Below are 23,661 nucleotides of genomic sequence, written 5' to 3' on the forward strand. Positions count from 1 at the left end.
ACTCATGGAGCAAACACAACCCAAAAAGCAGTACCATGTGCATTACGGCCCTGCCGGGGGCCGCACCCGCGTGGATTTTGATGAACTGTGGCGGTATAGGGATCTGATTTGGCTGTTTGTCAAGCGCGATTTTACCGTGCTGTACAAGCAGACGGTGCTGGGCCCGGCGTGGATTTTAATTAACCCGCTGCTGTCCATGGCTATGTACACGGTCATGTTCGGCACGATCGCCAACCTGTCCACAGGCGGTGTGCCGCAGCCGCTGTTCTACCTGGCAGGCACGGCCGTGTGGACCTTCTTCTCCTCCTGCATCAACAAGGTGTCGGGCACATTTACCACCAACTCCAACATCTTCAGCAAAGTGTATTTTCCGCGGCTGGCCATGCCCATTTCCACAATGCTGTCCGGGTTCATCAACTTCCTGGTGCAGTTCGTGATGTTCTTCTGCCTGCTGCTGTTTTACGTGGTGCGCGGCGAGGTGGCCCCCAACTGGGCGGCTATGCCGCTGCTGCTTCCCATCGTGCTGCAGGTGGGCCTGCTGGGCCTGGGCTGCGGCATCATCGTGTCCAGCGTCACTACCCGCTACCGCGATCTGATGGTCGTTGTCACTTTCGGTGTGCAGCTGTGGATGTACGGTACGCCGGTGGTCTACCCGCTGTCGATGATCTCCAACCCGCTGCTGCGCGCGGTGATGATCGCCAACCCGATGACCGCCCCGATGGAGAGCTTCCGCGCGGTCTGCTTCAACTCCGGCGAGGTATCGGTGCTGATGTGGGTCATCTCGCTGGCTTGGACGGTTGCGCTACTGGCGGTGGGTGTTTCGCTCTTCGGCAAGGTGGAAAAGACCTTTGTCGATACGGTCTGACGGGAGGTACAGCATGGAAAATCAGGAATTGATGATCCGCGTGCAGGACGTCAAGAAGCAGTATCGCCTGGGCCAGATCGGCGGCGGTACACTGCGCGGCGACCTGCAAAGCTGGTTGGCCCGCAAGCGCGGCAAGGAAGACCCCAATACCTTGATTGGCACCGACCAACGGCTGGTGGGCACCACCTTTATGGCGCTGAACGGTGTCAGTTTTACGGTCAACAAGGGCGAAGCCGTGGGCATCATCGGCTCCAACGGCGCGGGCAAGTCCACGCTGCTGAAGCTGCTGACCCACGTGACGGCCCCTACCTCCGGCGATATTGACCTGTACGGCCGCGTGGCCTCGATGCTGGAAGTCGGCACCGGGTTCCACCCCGAGATGACGGGCCGCGAGAATGTCTACCTCAATGGCGCCATTCTGGGCATGACCCGCGCCGAGATCGACGCCAAGATGGACCAGATTATCGAGTTTTCCGAGGTCGGAGACTTCATCGACACTCCGGTCAAGCGCTACTCCAGCGGCATGTACGTCAAGCTGGCTTTCAGCGTGGCGGCCCACTTGGACAGCGAAATTATGATCATGGACGAGGTTTTGGCCGTCGGCGACATGAAGTTCCAGAAAAAATGCCTGACCAAGATGCGCCAGGCCGCCAAGCAGGACGGCCGCACGGTGCTGTACGTCAGCCACAACATGGCCACCATCCGCGACCTCTGCGACCGCTGCATCGTGCTGGACAAAGGCAAGGTCGTTTTTGATGGTGATGTTGACGAAGCTATTTCAATTTATTTGGCAACTAAGTCTCAGGCAACAGCCTATGTGGATTATTCCGATGTTAAGCGGGACAACTGGTTCAAGCGGGATAATCTGCGGCTGCAGACGGTGCAATTTGATGTGCCTTCGGTAGAAGGGATGGAACGCATCGAGCCGGTGAAAGTAAAGTATACCTTTACAGCAAAAGAAGCAGCAGAACATGTCGGACTTTTGTTCGAGGTGCGCGATGAGCTTGGTAATCCGCTGGCGGCATCCTGCCTGTATGGCTTGCAGCTGCATAAGGGTGAAAACCACGTAACAGTGGCTTACGACTTTTCAGTTCTGTCGCCAGGGCAGTACAGCAATTATTTTACAACGATTTCTTTTGGCGATGGTGGAAGTTATGCTGTGGAGGACTGGGTACCTGGTATTCAGTTCAAAATTGTAGATACAAAAGCAAATGAAAATAGACTGGAATGGAACGCAAAAGATTTGGGCGTAATCCAGTTGCCGGATGCCTGTATGTGTGAGGAGGGCTGACAGAATGAAAAAAGTGGCAGCCCTGTATATGTGCACGGGACAATACCTGAAACTGTGGCCGGAATTTCTAGCAAGCGCGGAAAAGTACCTGCTGAAACAGTGCGAGGTACATTACTTCGTATTTACGGATGCAGACCACTTGGAGGGAGAAGAATCCAATTCCCGTGTGCATCGAATCTTTCAAAAACCGCAGCCGTGGCCCTATACAACGCTGAAGCGTTTTGAAATCTTTTTGCAGATTGAGGATGAATTGAAGAAATTTGATTATATCTATTTCTTCAATGCAAACTGCGAGTTCAAAGCCCCCATCACAGAAGAAATGTTTTTGCCGCGTCCGGAAAAGCACGAGAAGATGGTATTCGTTCTTCACCCGTGTTTTTACACTTGGTATAATTACGAGTTTACCTATGACCGTAATCCCCGCAGCAAGGCATTTATCCCGATGGGGGTAGGACGTGACTATGTGACAGGTGCGGTGAACGGTGGTGAAACGGAAGCGTATCTGAAGTTTTGCCACCTGCTGGATAAACGGATTAACCAGGATTTGGCGAAAGGTGTCATTGCCCTGTGGCATGATGAGTCGCATATCAACTGGTATGCGTTGACCCATCCACACTATAGGCTTCTGGATGCCAGCTTCTGCTATTTTGAAGATTACCCGCTGGACAAGCCGATTTATATCTACCTGAGATTAAAGTCCCATTATTTCGATGTGGATACATTCAAGAAGGATCCACCTAAAAGCCAACTTACCCCGCGAGAGGAAAAATTTAATGCCGTATCTTTAAAATTGGCGCAAAAGATTCAGCGCCACATCCCATGGCTTCCCCGTAGGAAAGAAAAATAAACCAAGGAGCACAGCCTGTAGAGGTTGTGCTCCTTGGTTATTTTTACCGATAATCGATCCCCAGCGTGGGCAGGCCGTTCAGGGTCCAATCGGCCAGGTTGCCGTCCTGGTACTCGTAGTAGCCTTGGGCGGCGATCATGGCGCCGTTGTCGCCGCAGTATTTCAGCTCCGGCAAAAAGACGCGGGCACCCAGTTTTTGGGCACCGTCGTTTACCAGCTGGCGCAGGCGGCCGTTGGCGGCGACGCCGCCGGCCAGCACGACCTGCTTGGCACCGGTATCGGAGGCAGCGGAGAGCAGCTTCTTAGCCAGGATCTGGTCGATGCGCTCCTGGAAGCTGGCGGCCATGTCGGCCACATTGACCGGCTGGCCTTTCTGCTCGGCGTTGTGCACCTCGTTGATGACGGCGGTCTTCAGGCCGCTGAAGCTGACGTTGTACTTGCCCTCTACATGGGGCACGGGCAGCTTGTAGGCGTGGGGGTCGCCGTCGCGGGCGGCGGCGGCCACACTGGGACCGCCTGGGTAGGGCAGGCCCAGCGTGCGGGCTACTTTATCGTAGGCTTCGCCGGCGGCGTCGTCCACCGTGCGGCCCAGAACTTTGTAGCGGCACCAATCCTCCACCATCACGATGTGGCTGTGCCCGCCGCTGGCCACCAGGCAGAGAAACGGCGGATGCAAACTTTGGTGGGTCAGATAGTTGGCGGCGATATGTCCGCGCAGGTGGTGCACCGGCACCAGCGGCTTGCCTGCCGCATAGGCCAGGCCCTTGGCAAAGTTGACGCCCACCAGCACGGCACCGATCAGGCCGGGCGCAAAGGTTACGGCCACGGCATCCACGTCTTTCATGGTCATGTTGGCATCGGCCAGGGCTTTGTCCACGGTGGCACTGATATACTCGGCATGGCGGCGGCTGGCGATCTCCGGCACAACGCCGCCGTATAGGGCCTGCTCTTTCACGCTGGTGGAGATCACGTTGGAGATGACCTTGCGGCCGTCCTCCACGATTGCCGCCGCGGTCTCATCGCAGGTCGATTCAATTCCTAAAACATACATTTCAATCACCCTTATTGTGACTCTTGAACTGCCAGAAGCACTTTGTAGGGGCGAACACTGTTCGCCCGCGGCCGTTTGGCAGGCAAGAAACTTTCCCGAAAAAGTGCGGCCTCATCAAGCAGGCGGGCGAGCACTGCTCGCCCCCTACACCTCTGCGCAGAAAACTTTAATGCGCTTCCAGCCAGGTCTTGCCGGTGCCTACCTCGGTGGTCAGGGGCACGTTGTAGTGCACCACATGCTCCATTTCCTCCTGCAAAATGCGGCGCACGGTGTCCACTTCACTGTCCGGTGCCTCTACGATCAGTTCGTCGTGTACCTGCAGCAGCAGGCGGGCCTGCAATTTCTCATCCCGCAGGCGCTGCCACACATGCACCATAGCCAGCTTGATGATGTCCGCGGCCGTGCCCTGGATGGGCGTGTTGCGGGCCATCCGCTCGCCGCTGGCGCGTACCTGGAAGTTGGAACTGGCCAGCTCCGGCAGGGCGCGGCGGCGGCCAAACAGCGTTTCCACGTAGCCTTTCTCCTTGGCGTGGGCAATGCAGTCCTGCATGTAGCCGTCCACCTTGGGGAAGGTGTCAAGGTAAGTCTTCAGGAAAGCGTCTGCCTCTTTCACCGAGACGTCCAGATCCTTGCTCAGCGAGTAGGCACCCTTGCCGTACATGATGCCGAAGTTGATGGCCTTGCTGGCCGAGCGCAGCTGCGGCGTGACTTCGCTTTCGGGGATGTGGTAAATTTTGGCGGCGGTGGAGCGGTGAATGTCCGCGCCGTTCAAAAACGCCTGCTGCATGTGCTCGTCGCCGGTGATGTGCGCCAGAATGCGCAGCTCGATCTGGGAGTAATCGGCGTCCACCAACTGCTGGCCGTCCCCGGCCACAAAGTAGCCACGCAGGCGGCTGCCCAGCTCGGTGCGGATGGGGATGTTCTGCAGGTTCGGTTCGGTGGAGGAGATGCGCCCGGTGCGGGTCTCGGTCTGGATAAAGGTGGAGTGCACCCGACCGTCCGCCGCCTGCGCCGCCAACAGGCCATCTACGTAGGTAGACAGCAGTTTGGCGTAGGTGCGATACTTTAAGATCTCATCAATGACCGGGCTGTAAGGACGCAGGCTTTCCAGCGTGGCGGCGTCGGTGGAGTAGCCGCGGGCGTTTTTCTTGCGCGGCGGCAGGCCCAGCTTGTCAAACAGGGCTTCGCCCAGCTGCTTGGGGCTGTTCACGTTGAACTCGTAGCCCACCTCAGTGTAGATATTCTGCAGGATGCCGTCCAGCTCGCCCCGCAGGCTGTCGCCAAAGGCGCGGATGCCGTCGGCGTCTACCGCAAAGCCGATGCGCTCCATGTCCGCCAGCACGCGGGCCAGCGGCAGCTCCATCTCATCGTGCAGTTTGCGCTGGCCGCTGGCGTCCAGTTCGGCGGCCAGCTTTTCCAGCAGCGCGGCCAGCACCCCGGCATCGGGGGCGGCTTCGCAGTGGAACGCCGCCGCCACGCCGTACTCAGCAGCCAGAGACTTTACCGCATAGCTGCTAGCGGAAGGATTGAGCAGGTACGCGGCCAGCTTGCCGTCAAAATGCAGGGCTTTGCCAATATGCCCCTGCTCCAGTGCCAGGCGGTAGAGGGGCTTCGCGTCAAAGACCCAGATTTCGGCATCGCTGTCCAGCAGGGCGGCCAGGCGGTCGGTGTCTGGCAGGTAGACTTCCTGTCCCTGTACGGCGTACCAGCCGCCGTCGGCGTTTTGGGCCACAAACAGGCGGCCTTCCACCAGCAGCGGCAGGGGGGCCGGCTCTACTTCTTCCGGCAGAGCAGCGTCCACGGGGGCGGCAGCGGCGCCGTTCTCCTCCAGACCCCAGCGGTCCACCATCTTATGCATTTCCAGCGTGGCCAGCAGCTGGGCGGCTGCGGCGGGGTCGCCGGACTGGCGGATATAGGCGGCGGGGTCCGTCTCGATGGGCGCGTCCTTGCGGATGGTACCCAGCATGTAGGACAGGTCCGCCTTATCGCGGTTGGCAGAAAGCTTGGCCCGCTGGCCGGGCTTGATGGCCTTGTCCTCGAGGTTCGCGTAAATATTTTCCAGCGTGCCGAACTTCGCCACCAGGGCCAGGGCGGTCTTTTCGCCGATGCCCGGCACACCGGGGATATTATCGGACGAATCGCCCATCAGGCTCTTGACGTCTATGAGCTGCTGCGGCTCCACACCATACTTTTCGCGGATGGCGGCGGGGTCCATGGAAATCGTCTCTTTGTTGGTGGCCAGCAGAACGGTGGTGTTGTCGTCCACCAACTGCAGGCTGTCCCGGTCGCCGGTGGCCAGCAGGGTGGTGCCGCCGGCGGCCTCGCAGGCGGCGGCCAGGGTGCCCAAAATATCGTCGGCCTCCCAGCCCTCACTGCTTACCTGCACAAAGCCCAGGTCGGTCAGCAATTCTTTCAGTACGGGCATTTGCTGGGCCAGCTCCTCGGGCATGCCGTGGCGGGTGGCCTTGTAGCCGTCGTAGGCCTTGTGGCGGAACGTCGGGGCGCGCAAATCCCAGGCGATGGCCACAGCATCGGGCTTGTGGGCGGCCAGCAGGTTGAGCAGTATATTCTGGAAGCCGTAAATGGCGTTGGTATAGCGGCCGTCCTTGGTCGTCAACAGCTTGATGCCGAAAAACGCGCGGTTGACCAGACTGTTGCCGTCCAGTACCATCAGTTTCATAGCGTTGCTCCTTTTTAAATCGGATGTAAACAATCTATCTTTTAGTATACCACAAATGCGGGATTTATGGTAGAATAGAATCTGAAATTCAAATAGTAAAAGCGGCCGCGCAAAAGCCCCCTTGGAGGGAGCCAAAGGCGGCGCTACAAGAGAGGAACTATGCAGTTACGCAATTTGCAGATCCCTGTGGGGGCGGTGTTTGCCCCGATGGCAGGCCTGACAGACGCTGCCTGCCGCCACCTGATGGCCGACCACGGTGCAGCCTGGACCGTCAGCGAGATGGCCAGCGCCAAGGCCCTGAACTTTAACGACCAAAAGTCCTTTGCTCTGCTCAAAGATGCCCACCCCCACGGGCTGTACGCTATCCAGCTGTTCGGCTGTGAGCCGGAAGCCCTGGAAAAGGCCGTTTTGCTGGTGCGGGAAAAGGGCATCCGGTTTGACATTTTGGACATCAACATGGGCTGCCCCGCGCCCAAAATCACCAACAGCGGTGCGGGCAGTAAGCTGCTGCTGGACCCACCCCTCTGCGGACGGATGGTCGCTGCGGCCCGCCGCGCCCTGGGCGAGGATACGCCCCTGACGGTGAAGATGCGCATCGGCTGGGACGCCGAACACATGACCGGCGTGGAGGTGGCAAAACAGTGCGAGGCCAACGGCGCGGACCTGATCGCCGTGCATGGCCGCACGCGGGAGCAGATGTACGTGCCACCCATTGATGCCGGTGCAATTGCCGCCATCAAGCAGGCGGTGTCCATCCCGGTGCTGGCCAACGGCGATATTACCACTGCCGAGGGGGCGCTTACCTTATTAAAAGAGACCGGCTGCGACGGCGTGATGATCGGCCGCGGCTCACTGGGCGACCCGTGGCTGTTTGAGCAGATCCGCGCGGCCCTGCTGGGCGAGGAAGCCCCCGCTGAGCCGACGCTGAACCAGCGGATGAACGCCCTGCGGGCGCAAATTTACGAAATGTGCGAGGAAAAAGGCGAGTGGCTCGCCATGCCTCAGGCCCGCAGCCAGGCCATGCACTATATGAAGGGTCTGCGGGGTGCAGCCTCCCTGCGGCGCTACTGCTCCATGCTGGAGCATTTCACCGATGTGGACAAGCTCATCGATGCGGTGTATCGGCTGCAGGAGTGATCAAAACCTTCCTCTCGTCAGCTCATCCAGATTCTGCGTATAGCACGGCAGCATGTGGGTGATGAAATACTCCGCTTCGGGGCAGTCCATTCCGTGCAGGGCGGCCAGCTGCTGCTCCCGCGCGGCTTCAAACTCCCGGTTGCCGCTCTGGCACTCTTCCAAACACTTGATTAAGGCCGAGAGCCGGTCCGCTGCCTTTAAAATTTTCCGCTCGGCGTCATTTAGCACGCGGCCGGTCAAAAATTCCTCGGTCTCGCTGCGCAGGGCTTCGGGCTGCAGGCTGGCCATCAGCCGGGCACTTTCCTGCTCTACCGCCTTGTAGGCGCTGCGCAGGGCTTCATTTTTGTACTTCACTGGGGTGGGCATGTCGCCGGTCAAAATTTCCGGCGCATCGTGGTACAGCGCCGCCGTGGCTACCATTTCGGGCCGCAGGTCGGCTCCGGTGCCCAAGCACTTTTGGCCAACTAAGCAAAGCGCGTGGGCCAGCAGGGCGGTGTCTGCCGTATGCTCGCTCAGGCTTTCGGCGCGGCCGCTGCGCATCAGGCTCCAGCGGGTGATGTACTTCATACGGCCCAGCAGGGCACTGAAGGGATAAGTTTTCATCTTGCACGATCCTCTCTGTGGTGTTACTATCAGTATACCATGATTTTACCAAAAACAAAGTCCCATGGTTCGGACTTTCAGCGGGGTTTGTTATGAAATTGCAGCTTCCCGGCAAAAAAACAAGATACTGTCAGGTGTTCTGGCTCTGCCTGCTGGCGGCGGCCGCCCTGTTTGCGCCCCACTGCCTGGTGGATGCCGTCGCAGGCGGCGGGTACTTCCATTACGCGGGCGATTTCAATGACCAGCAGATCAACTTTTACCAGTACGCCAACAGCTTCATCAAGCAGGGGGGCAGCTTCAGTTGGGCTACCGATCTGGGCAGCGGGTTTGTCAATTCCTACTCGTTCTACCTGCTGGGCAGCCCGTTTTTCTGGCTGACGCTGCTGGTGCCCGCGCGGTTCATGCCGTGGATGATGGTGCCGCTGCTCTGCCTGAAAATCGCCCTGGCCGGGGGCGGCGGCTACCTTTGGGCGCGCCGCTGGGTGCGGGACGAGGATTGGAGCATGCTGGCCGGCTGCCTGTATGCCTTCTCCGGCTTTACGGTGTACAACATCTTCTTCAACCACTTTTTGGACGTTGTGGCGCTGTTTCCATACATGCTGGCGGCGCTGGATGATGCGGTCATCGATGGCAGAAAAGGTCGCTTCCCGTTCTGGGTGGCGGTGAATCTGCTCAACAACTACTTTTTCTTTGCCGGGCAGGCGGTCTTTCTCATCATCTACTTTTTCTGCATGCTGGCGGGGCATGCCTACAAAATCGGCCCCCGCAAGTTTGCATTGCTGGCAGGGGAGACCCTGCTGGGCTGTGCCATGGGCTGCGTGCTGCTGCTTCCTGCCGGGCTGTCACTGCTGCAAAACCCACGCACCATCGACCCATTCAACGGCATGGGCTACCTGGTCTACGGCAAGGCCCAGCAGTACGGGGCCATTTTTTACAGCGCCTTTTTGATGCCCGACGCCCCCTACTTTAAGGATATGTTCAGCGAAGGCATCCTCAAACATACCAGCATGACGGCCTACCTGCCGGTGGTGGGCATTGCGGGCGGGCTGGCGTTCTGCCGCGGGCGGCGCAGCCACCCGTTCACCTACATTTTAAAGGTGTGCGTGGTCTGCGCCTTTGTGCCCATCCTTAACAGCCTGTTCTATGCCCTCAATTCCAGCTACTACGCCCGGTGGTACTACATGCCGGTGCTGGTGCTGTGCGGGGCCACAGCGTCGCTGCTGGCACGGCCCCACCTGGCCCGGAGGGAACTGCCCCGCGCCTGGGGTTTGACGCTGGCCGTTACTCTCTCGGCGGCGGCGTTCGGCCTGGTGCCCTATACCGATGATGACGGCGTGACCACCCTCGGCGTCACCGAGGAACCCGCCCGCTTCTGGGCCATCCTGGGCGTATCGGTGCTGGGATTGGTGATCTTCGGCGTGCTGTGGCACTTCTTCCGGGATCGCCAGCGTTGGCCTACCGTAATGCTGGCCGCCGTGCTGGTGTTCAGCTTTGTCTATGGCAGCGTGCACCTTTCGTTGACCAAGTACGCCCAGTGGGATACCGACAGCGACCTGATCGCGGAAACGTATGATTCTGTGCAGGAGATCAAGGAAGCCCTGCCGGACGATGCGTTCTACCGCATCGATGCCTACGGCGCCCACAACAATCTGGGCCTGTGGTTTGACAAAAGCTGTTTGCAGTTTTTCAATTCCACGGTTGCCCCCAGCATCATGGAGTTTTATCCGGAAGTGGGCGTCAAGCGGGACGTCAACTCCAAGCCGGAGGTCCAAAACTATGCTCTGCGCGGGCTGCTCAGCGTGCGGTACACGCTGGTGGCTAAGGATGCCGATAGCAACTGGCAGGGCGAGGACATGGACGGCTGGGACCTGGTAGGCAGCACCAGCGCCTACCAGATCTACGAGAACAAAAACTGGGTGCCCATGGGTTTTGCCCAGCAGTATTATGTCACCGCCGATCAGCTGGACCAGGTAGGCGAGGACAGCCGCGCCCAGATATTGTTGCGGGCGGTGTTACTGGACGAGGACCAGATCGCCGCCTATGGCGACCTGCTGCAGCCTATCCCGGACGACAGGCTGACCAACTGCACGCAGGACACCTACGCCGAGGATTGCACCGCCTGCCGTGCCGAGGCCGTGGAAAACTTTACCGCCACCCGCACCGGCTTTACTGCCGAGACGGACTACGACACCGACCGGCTGGTGTTTTTCAGTGTGCCCTACGACGACGGCTTTACCGCCGCCATCAACGGGGAACCGGCCAAAATCGAAAAGGTCGATAACGGCCTGATGGCCCTGCGCGTCCCGGCGGGGCAGACCAGCATCACCTGCACCTACCACACCCCCGGCCTGCGCACCGGCACCATCATCAGCCTGGCTGCGCTGGCGGTGTATGGGGCTTATTTAGTGGTGTTGAAAAGGAAAAAATGCCTGTAATTTGCCGGTTCCTATGATATTATTGAACGCTCGTGTAGGGGCCGTTGCAAGCATCCGCCCCTGCAGGCAGGTAGCCAATTTCTTATCCGATCCTATAAAATTGAAAGTGAGTATCCCATGTCTGATTATGCACAGCAGCTTGCTGCCGAATTGAATCTTTCTGCTAAAAATGTCCAGGGTGCGATCGACCTGATCGACCAGGGCAATACTATCCCGTTTATCGCCCGCTACCGCAAGGAGGTCACCGGCTCGATGGACGACCAGGTGCTGCGTGACCTGGGTGACCGCCTGGAATACCTGCGCGGCCTGGATAAGCGCAAGGAGGAGGTCACTTCCTCCATCACCGAGCAGGGCGCCATGACCCCCGAACTGACTGCCGCCCTCTCCAAGGCCAAGACGCTGGCCGAGGTCGAGGACCTTTACCGCCCCTACAAGCCCAAGCGCAAGACCCGCGCCAGCATCGCCAAGGCTCGCGGGCTGCAACCCCTGGCCGATGCGCTGCTCAAGCAGGACGCTGCCTTTGACCCCAACGCTGCAGCGGCGGACTATATCAACGAGGAAGTCCCCGATGCCGCCGCTGCGCTGGCCGGTGCCAAGGACATCATCGCCGAGGCTGTTTCTGACGATGCCGCCTGCCGCGCCGAATTGCGTCGCTACTACCGCGCCTTCGGCCGCATCACCAGCGTCAAGGCCAAGGATGAGGACAGCGTCTACGCTCAGTATTACGACTACGCCGAGCCGCTGAACAAGATTCCCGGTCACCGCGTGCTGGCCCTGGACCGCGGCGAGCGGGAAGGCTTTTTGAAAGTCAGTATTCAGGTGGATGCCGAGCGTGCCGGGGGCATCGTGGCCTGGATGTTCGCCCGCAAAAAGACCGGCGGTGCCAGCGCCCAGCTGGTGGAAGAAGCCGCTCTGGATGCCTACAGCCGCCTGATCCACCCCAGCCTGGAAAACGAACTGCGGGGTGAACTTTCGGACGCCGCTGCTGAGGGTGCCATCCATGTCTTTGGCGACAACCTGCGCCAGTTGCTGCTCCAGCCGCCCATCCGCGGCAAAACCGTCATGGGTCTGGACCCCGGCTACCGCATGGGCTGCAAGGTGGCCGTCGTCGACCCCACCGGCAAGGTGCTGGATACCAACGTGGTATACCCTGTGCCGGAGTTCAAGCGCGTTGACCAGGCAAAAAAGACCATCAAATCGATGGTTCTCAAAAACGGCGTTGAGGTCATGGCCATCGGCAACGGCACCGCCGGCCACGAGACCGAGGAATTCGCCGCCCAGGTCATCCGGGAACTGGACGACGAGAAAAATCTGCACTTGCAGTACATGGTCGTCAGCGAGGCAGGCGCGTCGGTCTACTCTGCCAGCAAGCTGGCTGCCGAGGAGTTCCCCCAGTACGATGTCAACCTGCGCAGTGCGGTGTCTATCGCTCGCCGTTTGCAGGACCCGCTGGCCGAGCTGGTCAAAATCGACCCCAAGGCAGTCGGCGTGGGCCAGTACCAGCACGATATGCCCCAAAAGCGCCTGAACGAGACGCTGGACGGCGTGGTGGAGGACTGTGTTAACTCGGTGGGCGTTGACCTGAACACCGCCAGTGCGCCGCTGCTGCGCCGTGTGGCGGGCGTCAGCGCTGCCACGGCCAAAAATATCGTCGCCTGGCGTGAGGAGGAGGGGGCTTTCACCTCCCGTGCCCAGCTGAAAAAGGTCAAGGGCCTCGGCCCCAAAGCCTATGAGCAGTGCGCGGGCTTCCTGCGCCTGCCCGAGGCCAAGAACCGCCTGGATGCCACCGCTGTCCACCCCGAAAGCTACCCCGCCGCCAAGGCCCTGCTGGATGCCTGCGGCTACACCACTGCCGAGATCGGCAGCGACAAACTGGCGGGTTTGCCTGCCGCTGTCAAGGCTAAGGGCACCAAGAACCTGTGTGAGACGCTGGGCATTGGCGAGCCGACGCTGAACGACATCGTGGCCGAGCTGTGTAAGCCGGGCCGCGACGTACGCGACAGCCTGCCCAAGCCCCTGCTGCGCAGCGATGTCATGAGCCTGGAAGATCTCAAGCCCGGCATGGAGCTGACCGGCACCGTGCGCAATGTCATCGACTTCGGTGCGTTCGTTGATTTGGGCGTGCACCAGGACGGCCTTGTGCATGTCTCCCAGATCAGCGATAAGTTCATCAAGCATCCCAGCGAGGTGCTGAAGGTGGGCGATATTGTCAGAGTGAAGGTTTTAAACGTGGATACCGCCAAAAAGCGCATTGCCCTGACGATGAAGGGCCTGCATTGACCCTTTGCATGGAAAAGAAACTAAAAATTTGTACATCTGTTGCAATGCAGAAAAATCTGCCGCCTGTTTGTTGTGCCGAACAGCAAACAAACTGCGCAAAAATAAGCGAAAATATTGTAAAACTATAAAAGTAGATGTGTAAAAACATAAAAACCGTGTAAACATAGCGGCAAATCTGTTAAAACTGTAGCAAAGTCACCAAAACCACAAAATGAAGATTTGACGTTTCTGTGCAGGAAATGGAAAAAAGCGGCTTTGTGCATATTACACAAACCAAACGGGAACAATTATGCTATAATGCACAATGCAAGGACGAGAGAACCGAGCTGGATACCCAGCCGGGCGCCCTTACCGCCGCGCCATGATGGGTGCGGTGGGGATTTATGTTTGGAGGTCATTATGATGGTGAAACAAGTCAAGGTTTCCAATTTTACTGAGGTAAAGGGGATCGTGTCTGCTGCCGCCAAGTGCTATAACGATGTCGGAGTTCACGATATGAAGGGCAGCATTGCCGATGCCAAGAGCATCCTGGGCATGATGAGCCTGGATTACAGCCACCCCGTCAAGATCGTCTGCGAGAACGAGCACGATCTGAACAGCGTTGTCAACGCGCTGAAACAGTAAAATAAGGAAAGCGCCCTCAGCCGCCAGGCTGGGGGCGTTTTTATACGAAAAATAGCATGTTAGAAAACGAGAGAAAACAAGAGCATTTGCGAGAATTCGCGAGTATGCCGGGAATAAATTAAAATTCTTGCGAAAAACCGTTGACTCTGCCGCCCAATTCTGCTATAATCACACTTGCGCGAAAAAGCGCCGCCAAGGCGCTGTTAAATACCGTTATAAGACGGACGTGTTAATTCTTCAATGGAGGTTCCTACTATGAGCACGACTCTCGCTAAGCCCGCTGAAATGGCTGACCGCAAGTGGTATGTGATCGACGCCGCCGGCAAACCCCTCGGCCGCGTTGCTGCCAAGGCTGCTGTCATCCTGCGCGGTAAGAACAAGACCACCTTTACTCCTAACGTTGACTGTGGTGACCATGTCATCATCATCAACTGCGACCAGGCTGTCCTGACCGGCAAGAAGATGGAGAAGAAGTTCCATCGCACTCACTCCGGCTGGATCGGCGGCCTGAAGGAGACCCAGTACAAGACCCTGATGGCTGAGAACAGCGACAAGGCTATGACCTACGCTGTCAAGGGCATGGTTCCCTCTAACACCATCGGCACCAAGGCTATGACCCGCCTGCACTGCTACAAGGCTGCTGACCACGCAAATGCTGCCCAGAAGCCCGAAGCTGTTGAGATTTAAGTAAGGAGGCAATAGAATATGTACGAGACGAAACCTTATTTCTACGGCACTGGCCGTCGTAAGCATTCCGTTGCCCGCGTTCGCGTTTACAATGGTACCGGCAAGGTCACCATCAACGGCCGCGATATCAACGATTACTTTGGCCTCGAGACCCTGAAGCTGCTCGTCAACAGCCCCCTGGTTCTGACTGAGAACGAGGGCAAGTTTGACGTCGTTGTCAACGTTGTTGGCGGTGGCTGTGCTGGCCAGGCTGGCGCTATCCGCCACGGCCTGTCCCGCGCCCTGCTGCAGTTCAACCCTGAGCTGCGCCCGGCTCTGAAGAAGGCTGGCTTCCTGACTCGCGATCCTCGTATGAAGGAACGTAAGAAGTACGGTCTCAAAGCAGCACGTCGCGCTCCGCAGTTCAGCAAGCGATAATCGACTGCTCAGACTATATCAAAATAGTTCAAAAACCCCGGAAAATCAAGGTTTTCCGGGGTTTTCTTATACCTAAATGGGCTGATATAGTTTGACCAAATTTGGCAAAACGAGAGCCGTTTTCACCCAATTTTTAGTGGTTAAATATAGGACAACCGCCAAAAATGGGGTCAAAAAACGGTCTTAGTGGTTAAAAAATAGGACAACCAGAGAGCAATTTCGGGGGTATTTTTGAGGGTGATTTTGGCACTCTCAGACACCGGATTTTTCGCTGGAGGGTTTGGCATAATCTGACCAAATCTGAACAATTAAATACGATTCTAATGCAGGCACTCAGTGACAAATAACTGGGTGCTTTTTTCATTTTACAAAGAGCAATGGTATCTGGAAAAGCGGAATGCCATCTGCATGACCTGCGGGCGCGTCAGCCCCTTGTCCACGCAGTCCACCTTTGAAGATTTAGCGGTGGATTTTGAAGGAACGACAGCCGGCGGTGCGGAGCGATTCTACCGGCGCACACTGGACAAGCTTCGGCTGAAGCTGCTGGAAAGCAGTGTAGTCCATGCCGTGACGCTGAAACAGACCGAGCGCCGCAAGAAGAACAAAAAATAGCCGCCGCTGTCTACCTGTATCAGGCGGACAACGACGGTGAATGGGGTGAGCTGCGGTTTGACTTTGAGAACGGCACAGCCGAGATAGTAAAACTGGCAGATTGGGACACGATGAAGTCCAACATCTTTGCAAAAACGACGATCCGGTACATACAGGGATTGCCGGAAGCGAGACTGCTGAAATCTGTGGCCGTGCCGTTTTGGAAAGGCAGGGCATAATTATCCGCAGAGCATGACCTTTGCGCAGAACAGGCCGTCCTGATAGGTAATTGTACTTACTCCACCAGATTTTTCTGCGATATGGCGGACGGACTGGATACCAACACCTTCTCCTTTTCGCTTGGAGGACTGGAATATCCCGTCTTTTTCCCGGATAACTCCGTCATAGGTGTTTTCAACCTGAATCAGTGCCAGATTGTTGCCATGCAGATAGGCGGTCAGCTCGATTCTGCGTCTGGCAGGTGCAGTACGCAGGCTGGCTTCCAGGGCATTTTCCAGCAGATTAGAGAGAACCAGACACAGATTGATTTCGTCTACAGGAAGACATTCCGGCAGATCGAGCTGCACGGAAAATGGGATCTGCTCCCGCTTCGCAAGTGCGCAGTAATACCCGACCACGCCGTCTGCCGCCCGGTTTTCACAGAAATGCAGCTCCAGACTCGGAATTCTAGAAACTGCGCCGGAAAGATAGGCTTTGATCTTTTCAAGATTCCCTTCTTCTGCAAGGGCAGCGAGCTGACATAGTTGGTGGCGCAGATCGTGCCGCGCCTGCCGTGCTTCCTCAATGGCAGCTTTCAGGCTTTCGTAGCGCTGCTGCTGCATGGAAAGCAGCTGGTTCTCCTGCCGCAATCTCACATTCCGGTTGATGCTGATCGCCATCAGAAGGAAGATTGCGGTGAAGAAAAGCATCAAAAACAAAAGTGCGATGCTGATCACAAAATACCCCTGCAAAACACGCCCGGTATAGAGCGTGTCCGCATACTTGGGGATCATAAACAGATTCAGCGCAATGAACACCAGCGGCAGCACCCAGAACACATACCAGGTCTGCGCAAAATTTTCGTCCTCGACCATCCTCCGCACGCTGTGCGTCGCAGGATAATAGGCGATGGCGGCAAACAGCCAGCAGATCGCATGATAGCAAATCACGGCCCGCAGACAGAACCATGGCGCAGCCTGCGCCTGCGGCAAACCGGCCAGCATAGCGGCGTTGATCGCTCTTGAAAGACTAACTATTAAAAGTCAAGCCGAAATGAGTGGAAAGGTGAGGAAAATGTAGGCGGTCAAAAAAGAGTATAACAAAGCTGACGCCCTGTTGGACGCCTGCTTGAGCCTATGAGAATAAAGGACTTATGCAGCGCTGCTGTAGGGTAGCCTGGACTTCTCTAAGGCATAAATCAACCGAACCAACTTCTTGGCCGCATGGGAGAGCGCAACATTGTAGTGCTTGCCCTCAGCCCGCTTCTTGGCAAGATAGGCAGAGAAGATTGGGTCCCAATGGCAGACGTATTTCGTGGCATTGTAAAGAGCGTAGCGCAGGTATCGGGAACCTCGTTTTTCCATGTGGGAATATGCGCCTGTGAGTGACATCTGCCCAGATTGGTAGGTAGATGGCGACATCCCGGCGTAGGCAAGGATTTTGTCCGGTGAATCGAACCGGGAGAAGTCCCCAATCTCAGCCAGAATCATTGCGCCCATCCGAACGCCGATGCCCGGAATGGTAGTAATGGGAGAAGCGATTTCCTCTATCATCGTCTGGATGGCAGCTTCAATGTCCTGAATTTCGGAATCCAGTTCGCGGATCAGGCGAATCGTATGCCGCAGTTCTAGGGACTTGGCCGGCATGACAGAGCCGACAGAACATCTGGCGGCATCCCGAAGTGTTACTGCCATGTCTCGCCCGTAGCGGCCTTTGGAGGCGTCGTGTAAGACGGCTTTCAAATGCGTCAGGTGCGCTTCGGCAACCTGTTTGGCGCCAGGAAACTCGCTGAGAAGTGCGTAAACTGACGCCATGTGCAATGTCGGCACCAACTTTTCAAGCTCTGGGAACAGAATTGTGACCAACCGAGAAACGGACTGCTTCAGCTTCGCTCTCTCGCGGACTTTGTCAAACCGGTATCTTGTGAGTGACTTTAACTCCTCGTTGTGGTATGCTGTGTCTGTGTAGGACTTGAGGTCCACATCAGACAAGAGCATAGCTGCAATGGTTCGCGCATCGACACGGTCAGTCTTGGTTTTGCGAAGGCTCAGGCTTTTCCGGTAGAGGTTGGTGTGCAGCGGATTGATGACATAGGTTGGCAGGCCTTTATCAAGCAGAAATCCGAGGATGTTGTAGCTGTAGTGTCCGGTAGCCTCAAGTCCTACTTTTATTTTATCCTTTGGGTTGGTACAGCAACTAATCGTCTGCAAGAGTGTGTTGAAGCCCTCTGCATTGTTCTGGATGGTGAATACATCCGCTAGAACTTCGCCCTCTGAACTGAGGATGAAGCAATCGTGCTTGTCCTTTGCAACGTCAATTCCAACGCAAACCATGAGAATACCTCCGCTGTGTTTATTTGATGCTGATTCCACAGAACACTTTACTCTTGTAACCTTGTTCTACATAAACCGTCTGGCGGTATCTAACTGATCAACAATACTGTAAAGAGCTGTGGTTGGAGCCTTTCAAGAACCGTCTTGCGGTAGGAGCTGATAACCAATCTACAGCATCCCTTACAGTGTAGCACAGTCCTTGGAGAGGGACTTTAAAAACTACTATTTTATAATACAAGGCTGTTGATACAGGCAAATACCGCACAGACAGACAACGCAATCGTTCCGGATTTCCAAAGCGAAATCCGGAGCGTTTTTATGTAGATCACGACCGCAAGCAAGGTTAGGCCTACAAGCATCGGCGCAGTCGGCATGCGGCGCGCATAACACACCACGCCTCCGGCGGCGCAAAGTAGCGCAAGCAGCGGAACAAGCCACAAAACAAGCTTTGACAGCGGCTGCTTTAAGCTGGATTTTGCCGGGAAGTAGGCAAGCAGCATGCCGGGAATCACCACGCCGAGCTCCAGAATTGGACGCAGCAGCTCCATTATGCCATCCGCCTCCTTTGAAGCAAAAACTCCATAAGCGCCTGCCGGGCACTTTTCAGAAGGTCCTGACTGACAAACACGCGGCTTCCGTCCGCCATGCGGAAGGCGGCGCCTTCCAGATCCTTCGCGTGTTCCAGATTCACGATCACGCCGCGCCCACACACAAAAAAGCGTGTGTCATCCTTTAGTGGGGCGATGAAAGTCTTGAAGGGTTGGCGTGTGGCAAGCGTCTTTTGAACCGTCGTATGGACGTAGATCAAGTGGGCGAAGTGTTCTGCGTAGACGATGTCCTGATAGCGCAGATGGATCTCGCTTCCCTCCACCTTTAGCTCTATATATTTGTCCGGCTGCGGTATGCGGGCAAGCAGCTCGTCCGTCAGCGCATCGATGTCCGCTTCGGTAAAGGGCTTGACCAGATAGTGTAGCGCCCGTACCTGAAAGCCCTCCAGCGCATGGTCGGTGGAAGTCGTGGTAAAAACCAGCAGGCAGTCCGTGTTGGTTTTCCGTAGCTTCTTTGCCGCCTCCATGCCCGTCATGCCATCCATATAAATATCCAGAAATGCGGCAGTAAAGGGCGCTTTCCTTGCCGCTTCCAGAAATGTCTCGCCGCTTTCGTATTCCAGAATATCCGCCTGCACATTTCTCCGGTGAAGCTGCTGCTCCAGCCGGTCTTTCAGCAGTGCACGTTCCGCAGCAAGATCATCCACAATCGCAATTCTCATGCAGGGTTCTCTCCTTGTCCTTGAATTCCAAGATAATTATATCACAGCGTGTCGAGGATGACAAAGAACCGCTGTCGGAATTCGTGCCAAAATCACCCCTTTCGTGCTACGGCGCTTGAAAAAACCGAATGGCCTTTTTATACTGAATGCAAGCAAGATGCCGAATCGGATGAAGGAAGGAGGGAGATCTGTGTATCGTATCGCCGTGCTGGCAGAACAGGAAGCAGAGCGGCAGCGCTACGCCGAGCAAATTACCCGGTTTTGTGAAGCGAAGGGGCTGTTTCCGCAGGTCATGCAATATGACGATCAGGAACGTTTTTTTGAAACGGCGCAGAAAGATGCTCCGACCAATGCCGTCATTGCACTTTCCGGGGTGGCCGGGTTGAATGCGGCGGAGCACCTTCGTTCCTTATGCCCCGCGTGCCGGATGATCTGGTGCAGTGACCTGGATTTCTCTCTTCACGCCTTCCGGCTGCGGGCCGACTATTTCCTGATGAAGCCGGTTTCCGAAGAAGCATTCCGGCAAGGACTGAATGCCTGGATTGAATAAACGGGCATCGAACCAAACCGAGACAACAAGCACAAAAATGGAGGAAATCAATGAAAAAGAAAAAGTTACAATGTTCTGTACCAACCCTTCTGCTGGCCGGCGTGTTGTGCCTGACATTGGCGGCCTGCGGTGCGAAGCAGCCTTCCGACATGCCTGCATCGGATACAGACTCCACGGTAAGCGCTGCCCTGCCGGTAAAGGCCATGAATGCCAAACGTGTTGACGAAAACCCTTATATGGCAAAGAGCGACGCCAACATTCACCACGACGGCTACAATACCGACTCTACGGATGAAGTCCTGCCGCTTGGCATCTATCCGGAGATCAATGTTTCCTATGAAAGAACCAACGCGAACGCTTCGCCTGCCATTTACTTTGACAGCTATGGCCACGCAGTCGTTCCGCTGCTCGGCGGCATCGCCATCCGCGATCTGAACGCGGAGGAAACCACGACGCTGGGCTATTTCTCTCCAAAGCAGCATGACGGCGGCGGTTACGTCATCCAGAGCTCCTATACGTTCCTGGACTCGGAAAACCGCATCGTCTGCCCCACCAGCAACAACCATGTGCTGATGCTGCGGGCAACCGATGAAGCAGGAAACGTCCTGCCTGAATTTGAAAAGGTACTGGACATTGACATCAAGGCGGCAGCTGAAGCTGCGCTCGGCAAGGAGCTGACGCAGAACCTTCTGTCCGTGGTCTTTGACTACGAAGGAAACCTCTGGTTTGCCACCGGCGGCTTCCGCATCTACCCGGAGCGCCAGCAGCAGGGCGTGATGGGCTATATCGCCCACTCGGCGATCGAGGCGATCCTGAACGGAGAGCAGGCTGACCTTTCGAAGGCCGTCTTCGTCTACGGGCTGGCGCTCGGCGAGGGCGCGGAAAACGGGATTGCCGCCTCCAAGGACGGCGCGGTCATCCTGACAAACCAGAACTGCTATCTGCTGCGTGCCAATAACGGTGTCGAGGCTGTCTGGTGCACACCGTATGAGAGCGTCGGCGCGAAGGTCAGCGGCGAAAACGACAAGACCACCGGCGGCGGTCTTGCCTGGGGCGGCGGCTGCTCCCCGTCGCTGACGCCGGATTTTGTGATGTTCACCGACAACGCGGATCCAGTCAAGCTGCTGGCGCTCGATATGAAGACCGGTGAGATCGTTGCAAGCGTGCCGGTGCTGGATGATCTGCCCGAGGGCTATCAGGTGGCGATTGAAAACTCTGCCATCGTCTACGACGACAGTGAGGGCACCGTCAGCACTATTGTGTGCAACTGGTTCGGCGCAGGCAGCGCAGGCCTTGCCGATCCCAACAGTGACTCTTCCATCCAGAGCTATGCCAACATCTATGACACAAACTGGCTGACAAAGGGCAACTGCATGATCGCGCCCGGCGTCGAGCGCGTGGACACCGTGAAAACCGATAGCGGCTATGAGATGAAGAGCATCTGGTCTCGAAATGACCTGAGCGATACATCGATTCTCAAGCTCTCCACCGCGACGGGCTATATCTACGGCTATGTGCAGGATCTGGAAAGCGGCATGTGGCAGTACATCATTCTGGACTTTGCCACCGGCGAGACGGTATTCACCATGGACGTCTCCAACAAATATGGCTACAATAACATGGCTATCGGTATGTATGCCGGAAACAGCGGCAACGCGCTCTACTGCCCGACGGGCTATCTGGAACTGCTCAGATTACAGGATCGCTTCGTCTATCTGCCCGAAATGCCGTACCGAGAGGTCGATCTCGATAAGGCCGCGCGGAACGTACTGACACAGGAACAGTTTGAGCAAGCCGGCGGCGAAGGTACGGTCGCGAGCTGGCGCAATACTGTGACGGTCGAAAACGTCCACCCCAACACGACGGTCTCGTTCCGGATGAACAATCTTTCCGGAAGCGCCGCTGATTTGAAGCTCTATGCCTACGGTGCAGACGGAAAGCTGGCGGAGGTCAGCAAAGAGCTGTGGACGATCACGGATGAAGCCGGGACTAGCGTGGATACCCTGGCCGACGGCACACTGTATGAGCTGCGTGTGAGCGTCGCGGACGGCGGCGCGTTCGACCTGAGCGAGGCGGAAAAGGAGATCAAAATTTCCGTTATACTTGCAAAGTAAGACTCAAGGAAGGCTCCGGTGCCAAAAGCGCCGGAGCCTTCCCCAGCCTGTCAAAAAACCACAAAATCACCCCCGTTTCTGATATAATGAAAGAAACGGGGTGTAAAGCTGGATCTTTTACCCGACGCACATCGGGCTGCTTTATATCCTTGCTGCGCTTGCCGCCTGAAAAAATGACATAAAATATGCAGGAAACGCTATCAACGTCGGCTACCGCCGATCGATATTGCCCAGGCCTACGGCAACGGGGAGGGGGGCGGCGCAGTCTGGCTGTGCTACATCACGGCCCCGCATAAGGCTGGGCAACAAGCACAAAAGCGGCCCGGGATGACGCACATTTTTGTAACATGTGCGGCTGTTTTGTCAAAAGACTTGCAAAATGCACGATTTTGTGTTATTATTTCAAGCCGAAACGCAAAGCAAGAAATCCTGTACTACGCTGTCCCGCGCGGCAGCAAATAACCAGCATTTCCGGCGTCGGTCCTTTGCGGGGCCGGCGCCTTTTTGTGCAAAAGGAGCCCTTATGCCTTTATCCGTAAAAACAAAAGAGCATTTCCGACGCCGCATGGCACTGGCTGGCCCTAAGTGGGGCGCACTGATGGGCGGCGCGGTGGCACTGGCGGGCGTGATCATGTTCACGACCTCTGCCCTGCATTTTGTCACCGTTACCGACACCCACGGCGGCAACACCCGCATCCTGACGGTCAACCAGACCGAGGCCGCTGTGCTGGCCCAGGCGGGCGTGGCCCCGCTGGGGGAAAACGACCGCATCGTCACCTCGGAGACACCGGACGGCGAGCTGATGCAGGTGCTGCGGGCCTACACTGTGCCGGTCACCGCGGACGGCCAGACCCAGGAGATCATCACTACCGGCGCGACCACCCGCGACCTGCTGACCCAGGCGGGCCTGACCTACACCGAGGAGGACTATCTGACCCCCGCCGCCGATGAGACCGTCCCCGAGGGCGGCAGCGTCACCCTGCAGCGCGTCAGCTACGTGGAGTACACCGAGGACGAGACCGTCCCCAGCGAGGTGGAGGAGATCCCCACCAGCCTGTATTACCGCAAACAGGACAAAGTGCAGGTGGTCCAGCAGGGGACAGATGGCCTGGACACTGTAACCTACCGCGAGACCTGGGTGGACGGCCAGCAGGTCGACACCGAGGAGATCGGCCGCGAGACCCAGATCGGCATGATCCCCACCATCCAGAAAGTCTATGGAGAACAGGCGTCTGTCTCCAGCTTCGTGGGCCCTGAGGTCGAGGATGGCGTGCCCGTGGAAGGTGTCGCTGCCGTCTACACCAGCCAGCGCGCCACGGCCTACTCGGCCAGTGGCAGTGCCAAGGGGGCCAGCGGCCGCCGCCTGACCTACGGCACTGTGGCCATCAACCCCAGCATCATTCCGTATGGTTCCCTGATGTACATCACCAGCGACGATGGAAAATTCGTCTATGGCTATGCCTACGCTGCGGATACCGGCACGGCTATGATGACCGGCCATGCGTTCATCGATCTGTACTATGAGACCTATGATGAGTCGGTGGATAACGCTGTCATCCCGGTGACGATCTATGTGCTGGACGACGAGACCGCCGCAAAGTACAAAGAACAAAATGATGCAATTTTGGAAGCCGATACCACGGTTGGCCGATAAAACACAAAAAAAC

Annotated in this window: 20 protein-coding genes; 13 read left to right on the forward strand and 7 right to left on the reverse strand. The window is 57.0% G+C overall.

Annotated features, from left to right (window positions below):
* Window positions 1-4 precede the first annotated feature (4 nt).
* Genes OGM81_08910 through OGM81_08920 form a run of 3 tightly spaced genes read left to right on the forward strand, consistent with a single transcriptional unit; the run spans window position 5 to window position 3,003 of the window.
* Window positions 5-865 (forward strand): ABC transporter permease, encoded by an 861-nt coding sequence (locus tag OGM81_08910; protein ID UYJ42458.1) that lies wholly within the window; start codon window positions 5-7, stop codon window positions 863-865.
* Window positions 866-878: 13 nt separating this feature from the next.
* The gene (locus OGM81_08915; protein UYJ42459.1) at window positions 879-2,156 is read left to right on the forward strand and encodes a polysaccharide ABC transporter ATP-binding protein; all 1,278 of its coding nucleotides are present in this window, start codon (window positions 879-881) and stop codon (window positions 2,154-2,156) included.
* A 4-nt stretch (window positions 2,157-2,160) separates the two neighbouring features.
* A complete protein-coding gene (locus OGM81_08920) occupies window positions 2,161-3,003 on the forward strand; it encodes a glycosyl transferase family 6 (GenBank protein ID UYJ42460.1) in 843 nt (280 codons plus the stop codon).
* A 43-nt stretch (window positions 3,004-3,046) separates the two neighbouring features.
* Here OGM81_08920 and tsaD read toward each other — a convergent pair whose 3' ends face one another.
* Both tsaD and polA read right to left on the reverse strand, forming a co-directional pair.
* On the reverse strand, window positions 3,047-4,054 hold the full coding sequence (gene tsaD, locus OGM81_08925; GenBank protein ID UYJ42461.1) for a tRNA (adenosine(37)-N6)-threonylcarbamoyltransferase complex transferase subunit TsaD: 1,008 nt from the start codon (window positions 4,052-4,054) through the stop codon (window positions 3,047-3,049).
* A 166-nt stretch (window positions 4,055-4,220) separates the two neighbouring features.
* Window positions 4,221-6,734 carry a DNA polymerase I gene (gene polA, locus OGM81_08930; protein UYJ42462.1) on the reverse strand — a complete coding sequence of 838 codons (2,514 nt, stop codon included), beginning with the start codon at window positions 6,732-6,734 and terminating at the stop codon, window positions 4,221-4,223.
* A gap of 159 nt (window positions 6,735-6,893) precedes the next feature.
* On the opposite strand from polA, the gene dusB reads away from it, so the two are divergent.
* Window positions 6,894-7,871, forward strand: coding sequence for a tRNA dihydrouridine synthase DusB (dusB, locus tag OGM81_08935; protein UYJ42463.1), 978 nt, complete (start codon window positions 6,894-6,896; stop codon window positions 7,869-7,871).
* Here dusB and yfbR read toward each other — a convergent pair whose 3' ends face one another.
* Window positions 7,872-8,474, reverse strand: a complete 603-nt coding sequence (gene yfbR / locus OGM81_08940; protein UYJ42464.1) for a 5'-deoxynucleotidase — start codon at window positions 8,472-8,474, stop codon at window positions 7,872-7,874.
* A gap of 92 nt (window positions 8,475-8,566) precedes the next feature.
* Between yfbR and OGM81_08945 the strand changes: the two genes are divergently transcribed.
* From OGM81_08945 to OGM81_08970, 6 genes are all read left to right on the forward strand, one after another.
* Window positions 8,567-10,909: a YfhO family protein gene (locus tag OGM81_08945; protein ID UYJ42465.1), complete on the forward strand. Its 2,343-nt coding sequence runs from the start codon at window positions 8,567-8,569 to the stop codon at window positions 10,907-10,909.
* 117 nt (window positions 10,910-11,026) lie between these two features.
* On the forward strand, window positions 11,027-13,189 hold the full coding sequence (locus OGM81_08950) for an RNA-binding transcriptional accessory protein (protein ID UYJ42466.1): 2,163 nt from the start codon (window positions 11,027-11,029) through the stop codon (window positions 13,187-13,189).
* 399 nt (window positions 13,190-13,588) lie between these two features.
* The gene (locus OGM81_08955; GenBank protein ID UYJ42467.1) at window positions 13,589-13,813 is read left to right on the forward strand and encodes an HPr family phosphocarrier protein; all 225 of its coding nucleotides are present in this window, start codon (window positions 13,589-13,591) and stop codon (window positions 13,811-13,813) included.
* Window positions 13,814-14,068: 255 nt separating this feature from the next.
* Window positions 14,069-14,500 carry a 50S ribosomal protein L13 gene (rplM, locus tag OGM81_08960; protein ID UYJ42468.1) on the forward strand — a complete coding sequence of 144 codons (432 nt, stop codon included), beginning with the start codon at window positions 14,069-14,071 and terminating at the stop codon, window positions 14,498-14,500.
* A gap of 18 nt (window positions 14,501-14,518) precedes the next feature.
* Window positions 14,519-14,917 carry a 30S ribosomal protein S9 gene (gene rpsI, locus OGM81_08965; protein UYJ42469.1) on the forward strand — a complete coding sequence of 133 codons (399 nt, stop codon included), beginning with the start codon at window positions 14,519-14,521 and terminating at the stop codon, window positions 14,915-14,917.
* A gap of 351 nt (window positions 14,918-15,268) precedes the next feature.
* Window positions 15,269-15,529, forward strand: coding sequence for a hypothetical protein (locus OGM81_08970; protein UYJ42470.1), 261 nt, complete (start codon window positions 15,269-15,271; stop codon window positions 15,527-15,529).
* A gap of 218 nt (window positions 15,530-15,747) precedes the next feature.
* Here OGM81_08970 and OGM81_08975 read toward each other — a convergent pair whose 3' ends face one another.
* From OGM81_08975 to OGM81_08990, 4 genes are all read right to left on the reverse strand, one after another.
* The gene (locus OGM81_08975; protein ID UYJ42471.1) at window positions 15,748-16,731 is read right to left on the reverse strand and encodes a GHKL domain-containing protein; all 984 of its coding nucleotides are present in this window, start codon (window positions 16,729-16,731) and stop codon (window positions 15,748-15,750) included.
* A 147-nt stretch (window positions 16,732-16,878) separates the two neighbouring features.
* Complete coding sequence (locus tag OGM81_08980) at window positions 16,879-18,060, reverse strand: IS110 family transposase (protein UYJ42472.1); 1,182 nt, start codon at window positions 18,058-18,060, stop codon at window positions 16,879-16,881.
* A 227-nt stretch (window positions 18,061-18,287) separates the two neighbouring features.
* Window positions 18,288-18,608, reverse strand: coding sequence for a hypothetical protein (locus OGM81_08985; GenBank protein ID UYJ42473.1), 321 nt, complete (start codon window positions 18,606-18,608; stop codon window positions 18,288-18,290).
* Entirely contained in the window at window positions 18,608-19,330 is a 723-nt protein-coding gene (locus OGM81_08990) for a LytTR family DNA-binding domain-containing protein (GenBank protein UYJ42474.1), read from the reverse strand. The genes OGM81_08985 and OGM81_08990 overlap by 1 nt, the downstream gene beginning before the upstream one ends.
* A 169-nt stretch (window positions 19,331-19,499) precedes the next feature.
* Between OGM81_08990 and OGM81_08995 the strand changes: the two genes are divergently transcribed.
* The 3 genes from OGM81_08995 to OGM81_09005 all read left to right on the forward strand — a co-directional run bounded on the left by OGM81_08995 (window position 19,500) and on the right by OGM81_09005 (window position 23,648).
* Window positions 19,500-19,880: a response regulator gene (locus OGM81_08995; GenBank protein UYJ42475.1), complete on the forward strand. Its 381-nt coding sequence runs from the start codon at window positions 19,500-19,502 to the stop codon at window positions 19,878-19,880.
* A 50-nt stretch (window positions 19,881-19,930) separates the two neighbouring features.
* Window positions 19,931-21,994 (forward strand): hypothetical protein, encoded by a 2,064-nt coding sequence (locus OGM81_09000; protein ID UYJ42476.1) that lies wholly within the window; start codon window positions 19,931-19,933, stop codon window positions 21,992-21,994.
* 523 nt (window positions 21,995-22,517) lie between these two features.
* Complete coding sequence (locus tag OGM81_09005; protein UYJ42477.1) at window positions 22,518-23,648, forward strand: 3D domain-containing protein; 1,131 nt, start codon at window positions 22,518-22,520, stop codon at window positions 23,646-23,648.
* Window positions 23,649-23,661 lie beyond the last annotated feature (13 nt).

Source organism: Oscillospiraceae bacterium (assembly GCA_025758045.1).
Lineage (GTDB): Bacteria > Bacillota > Clostridia > Oscillospirales > Ruminococcaceae > Gemmiger.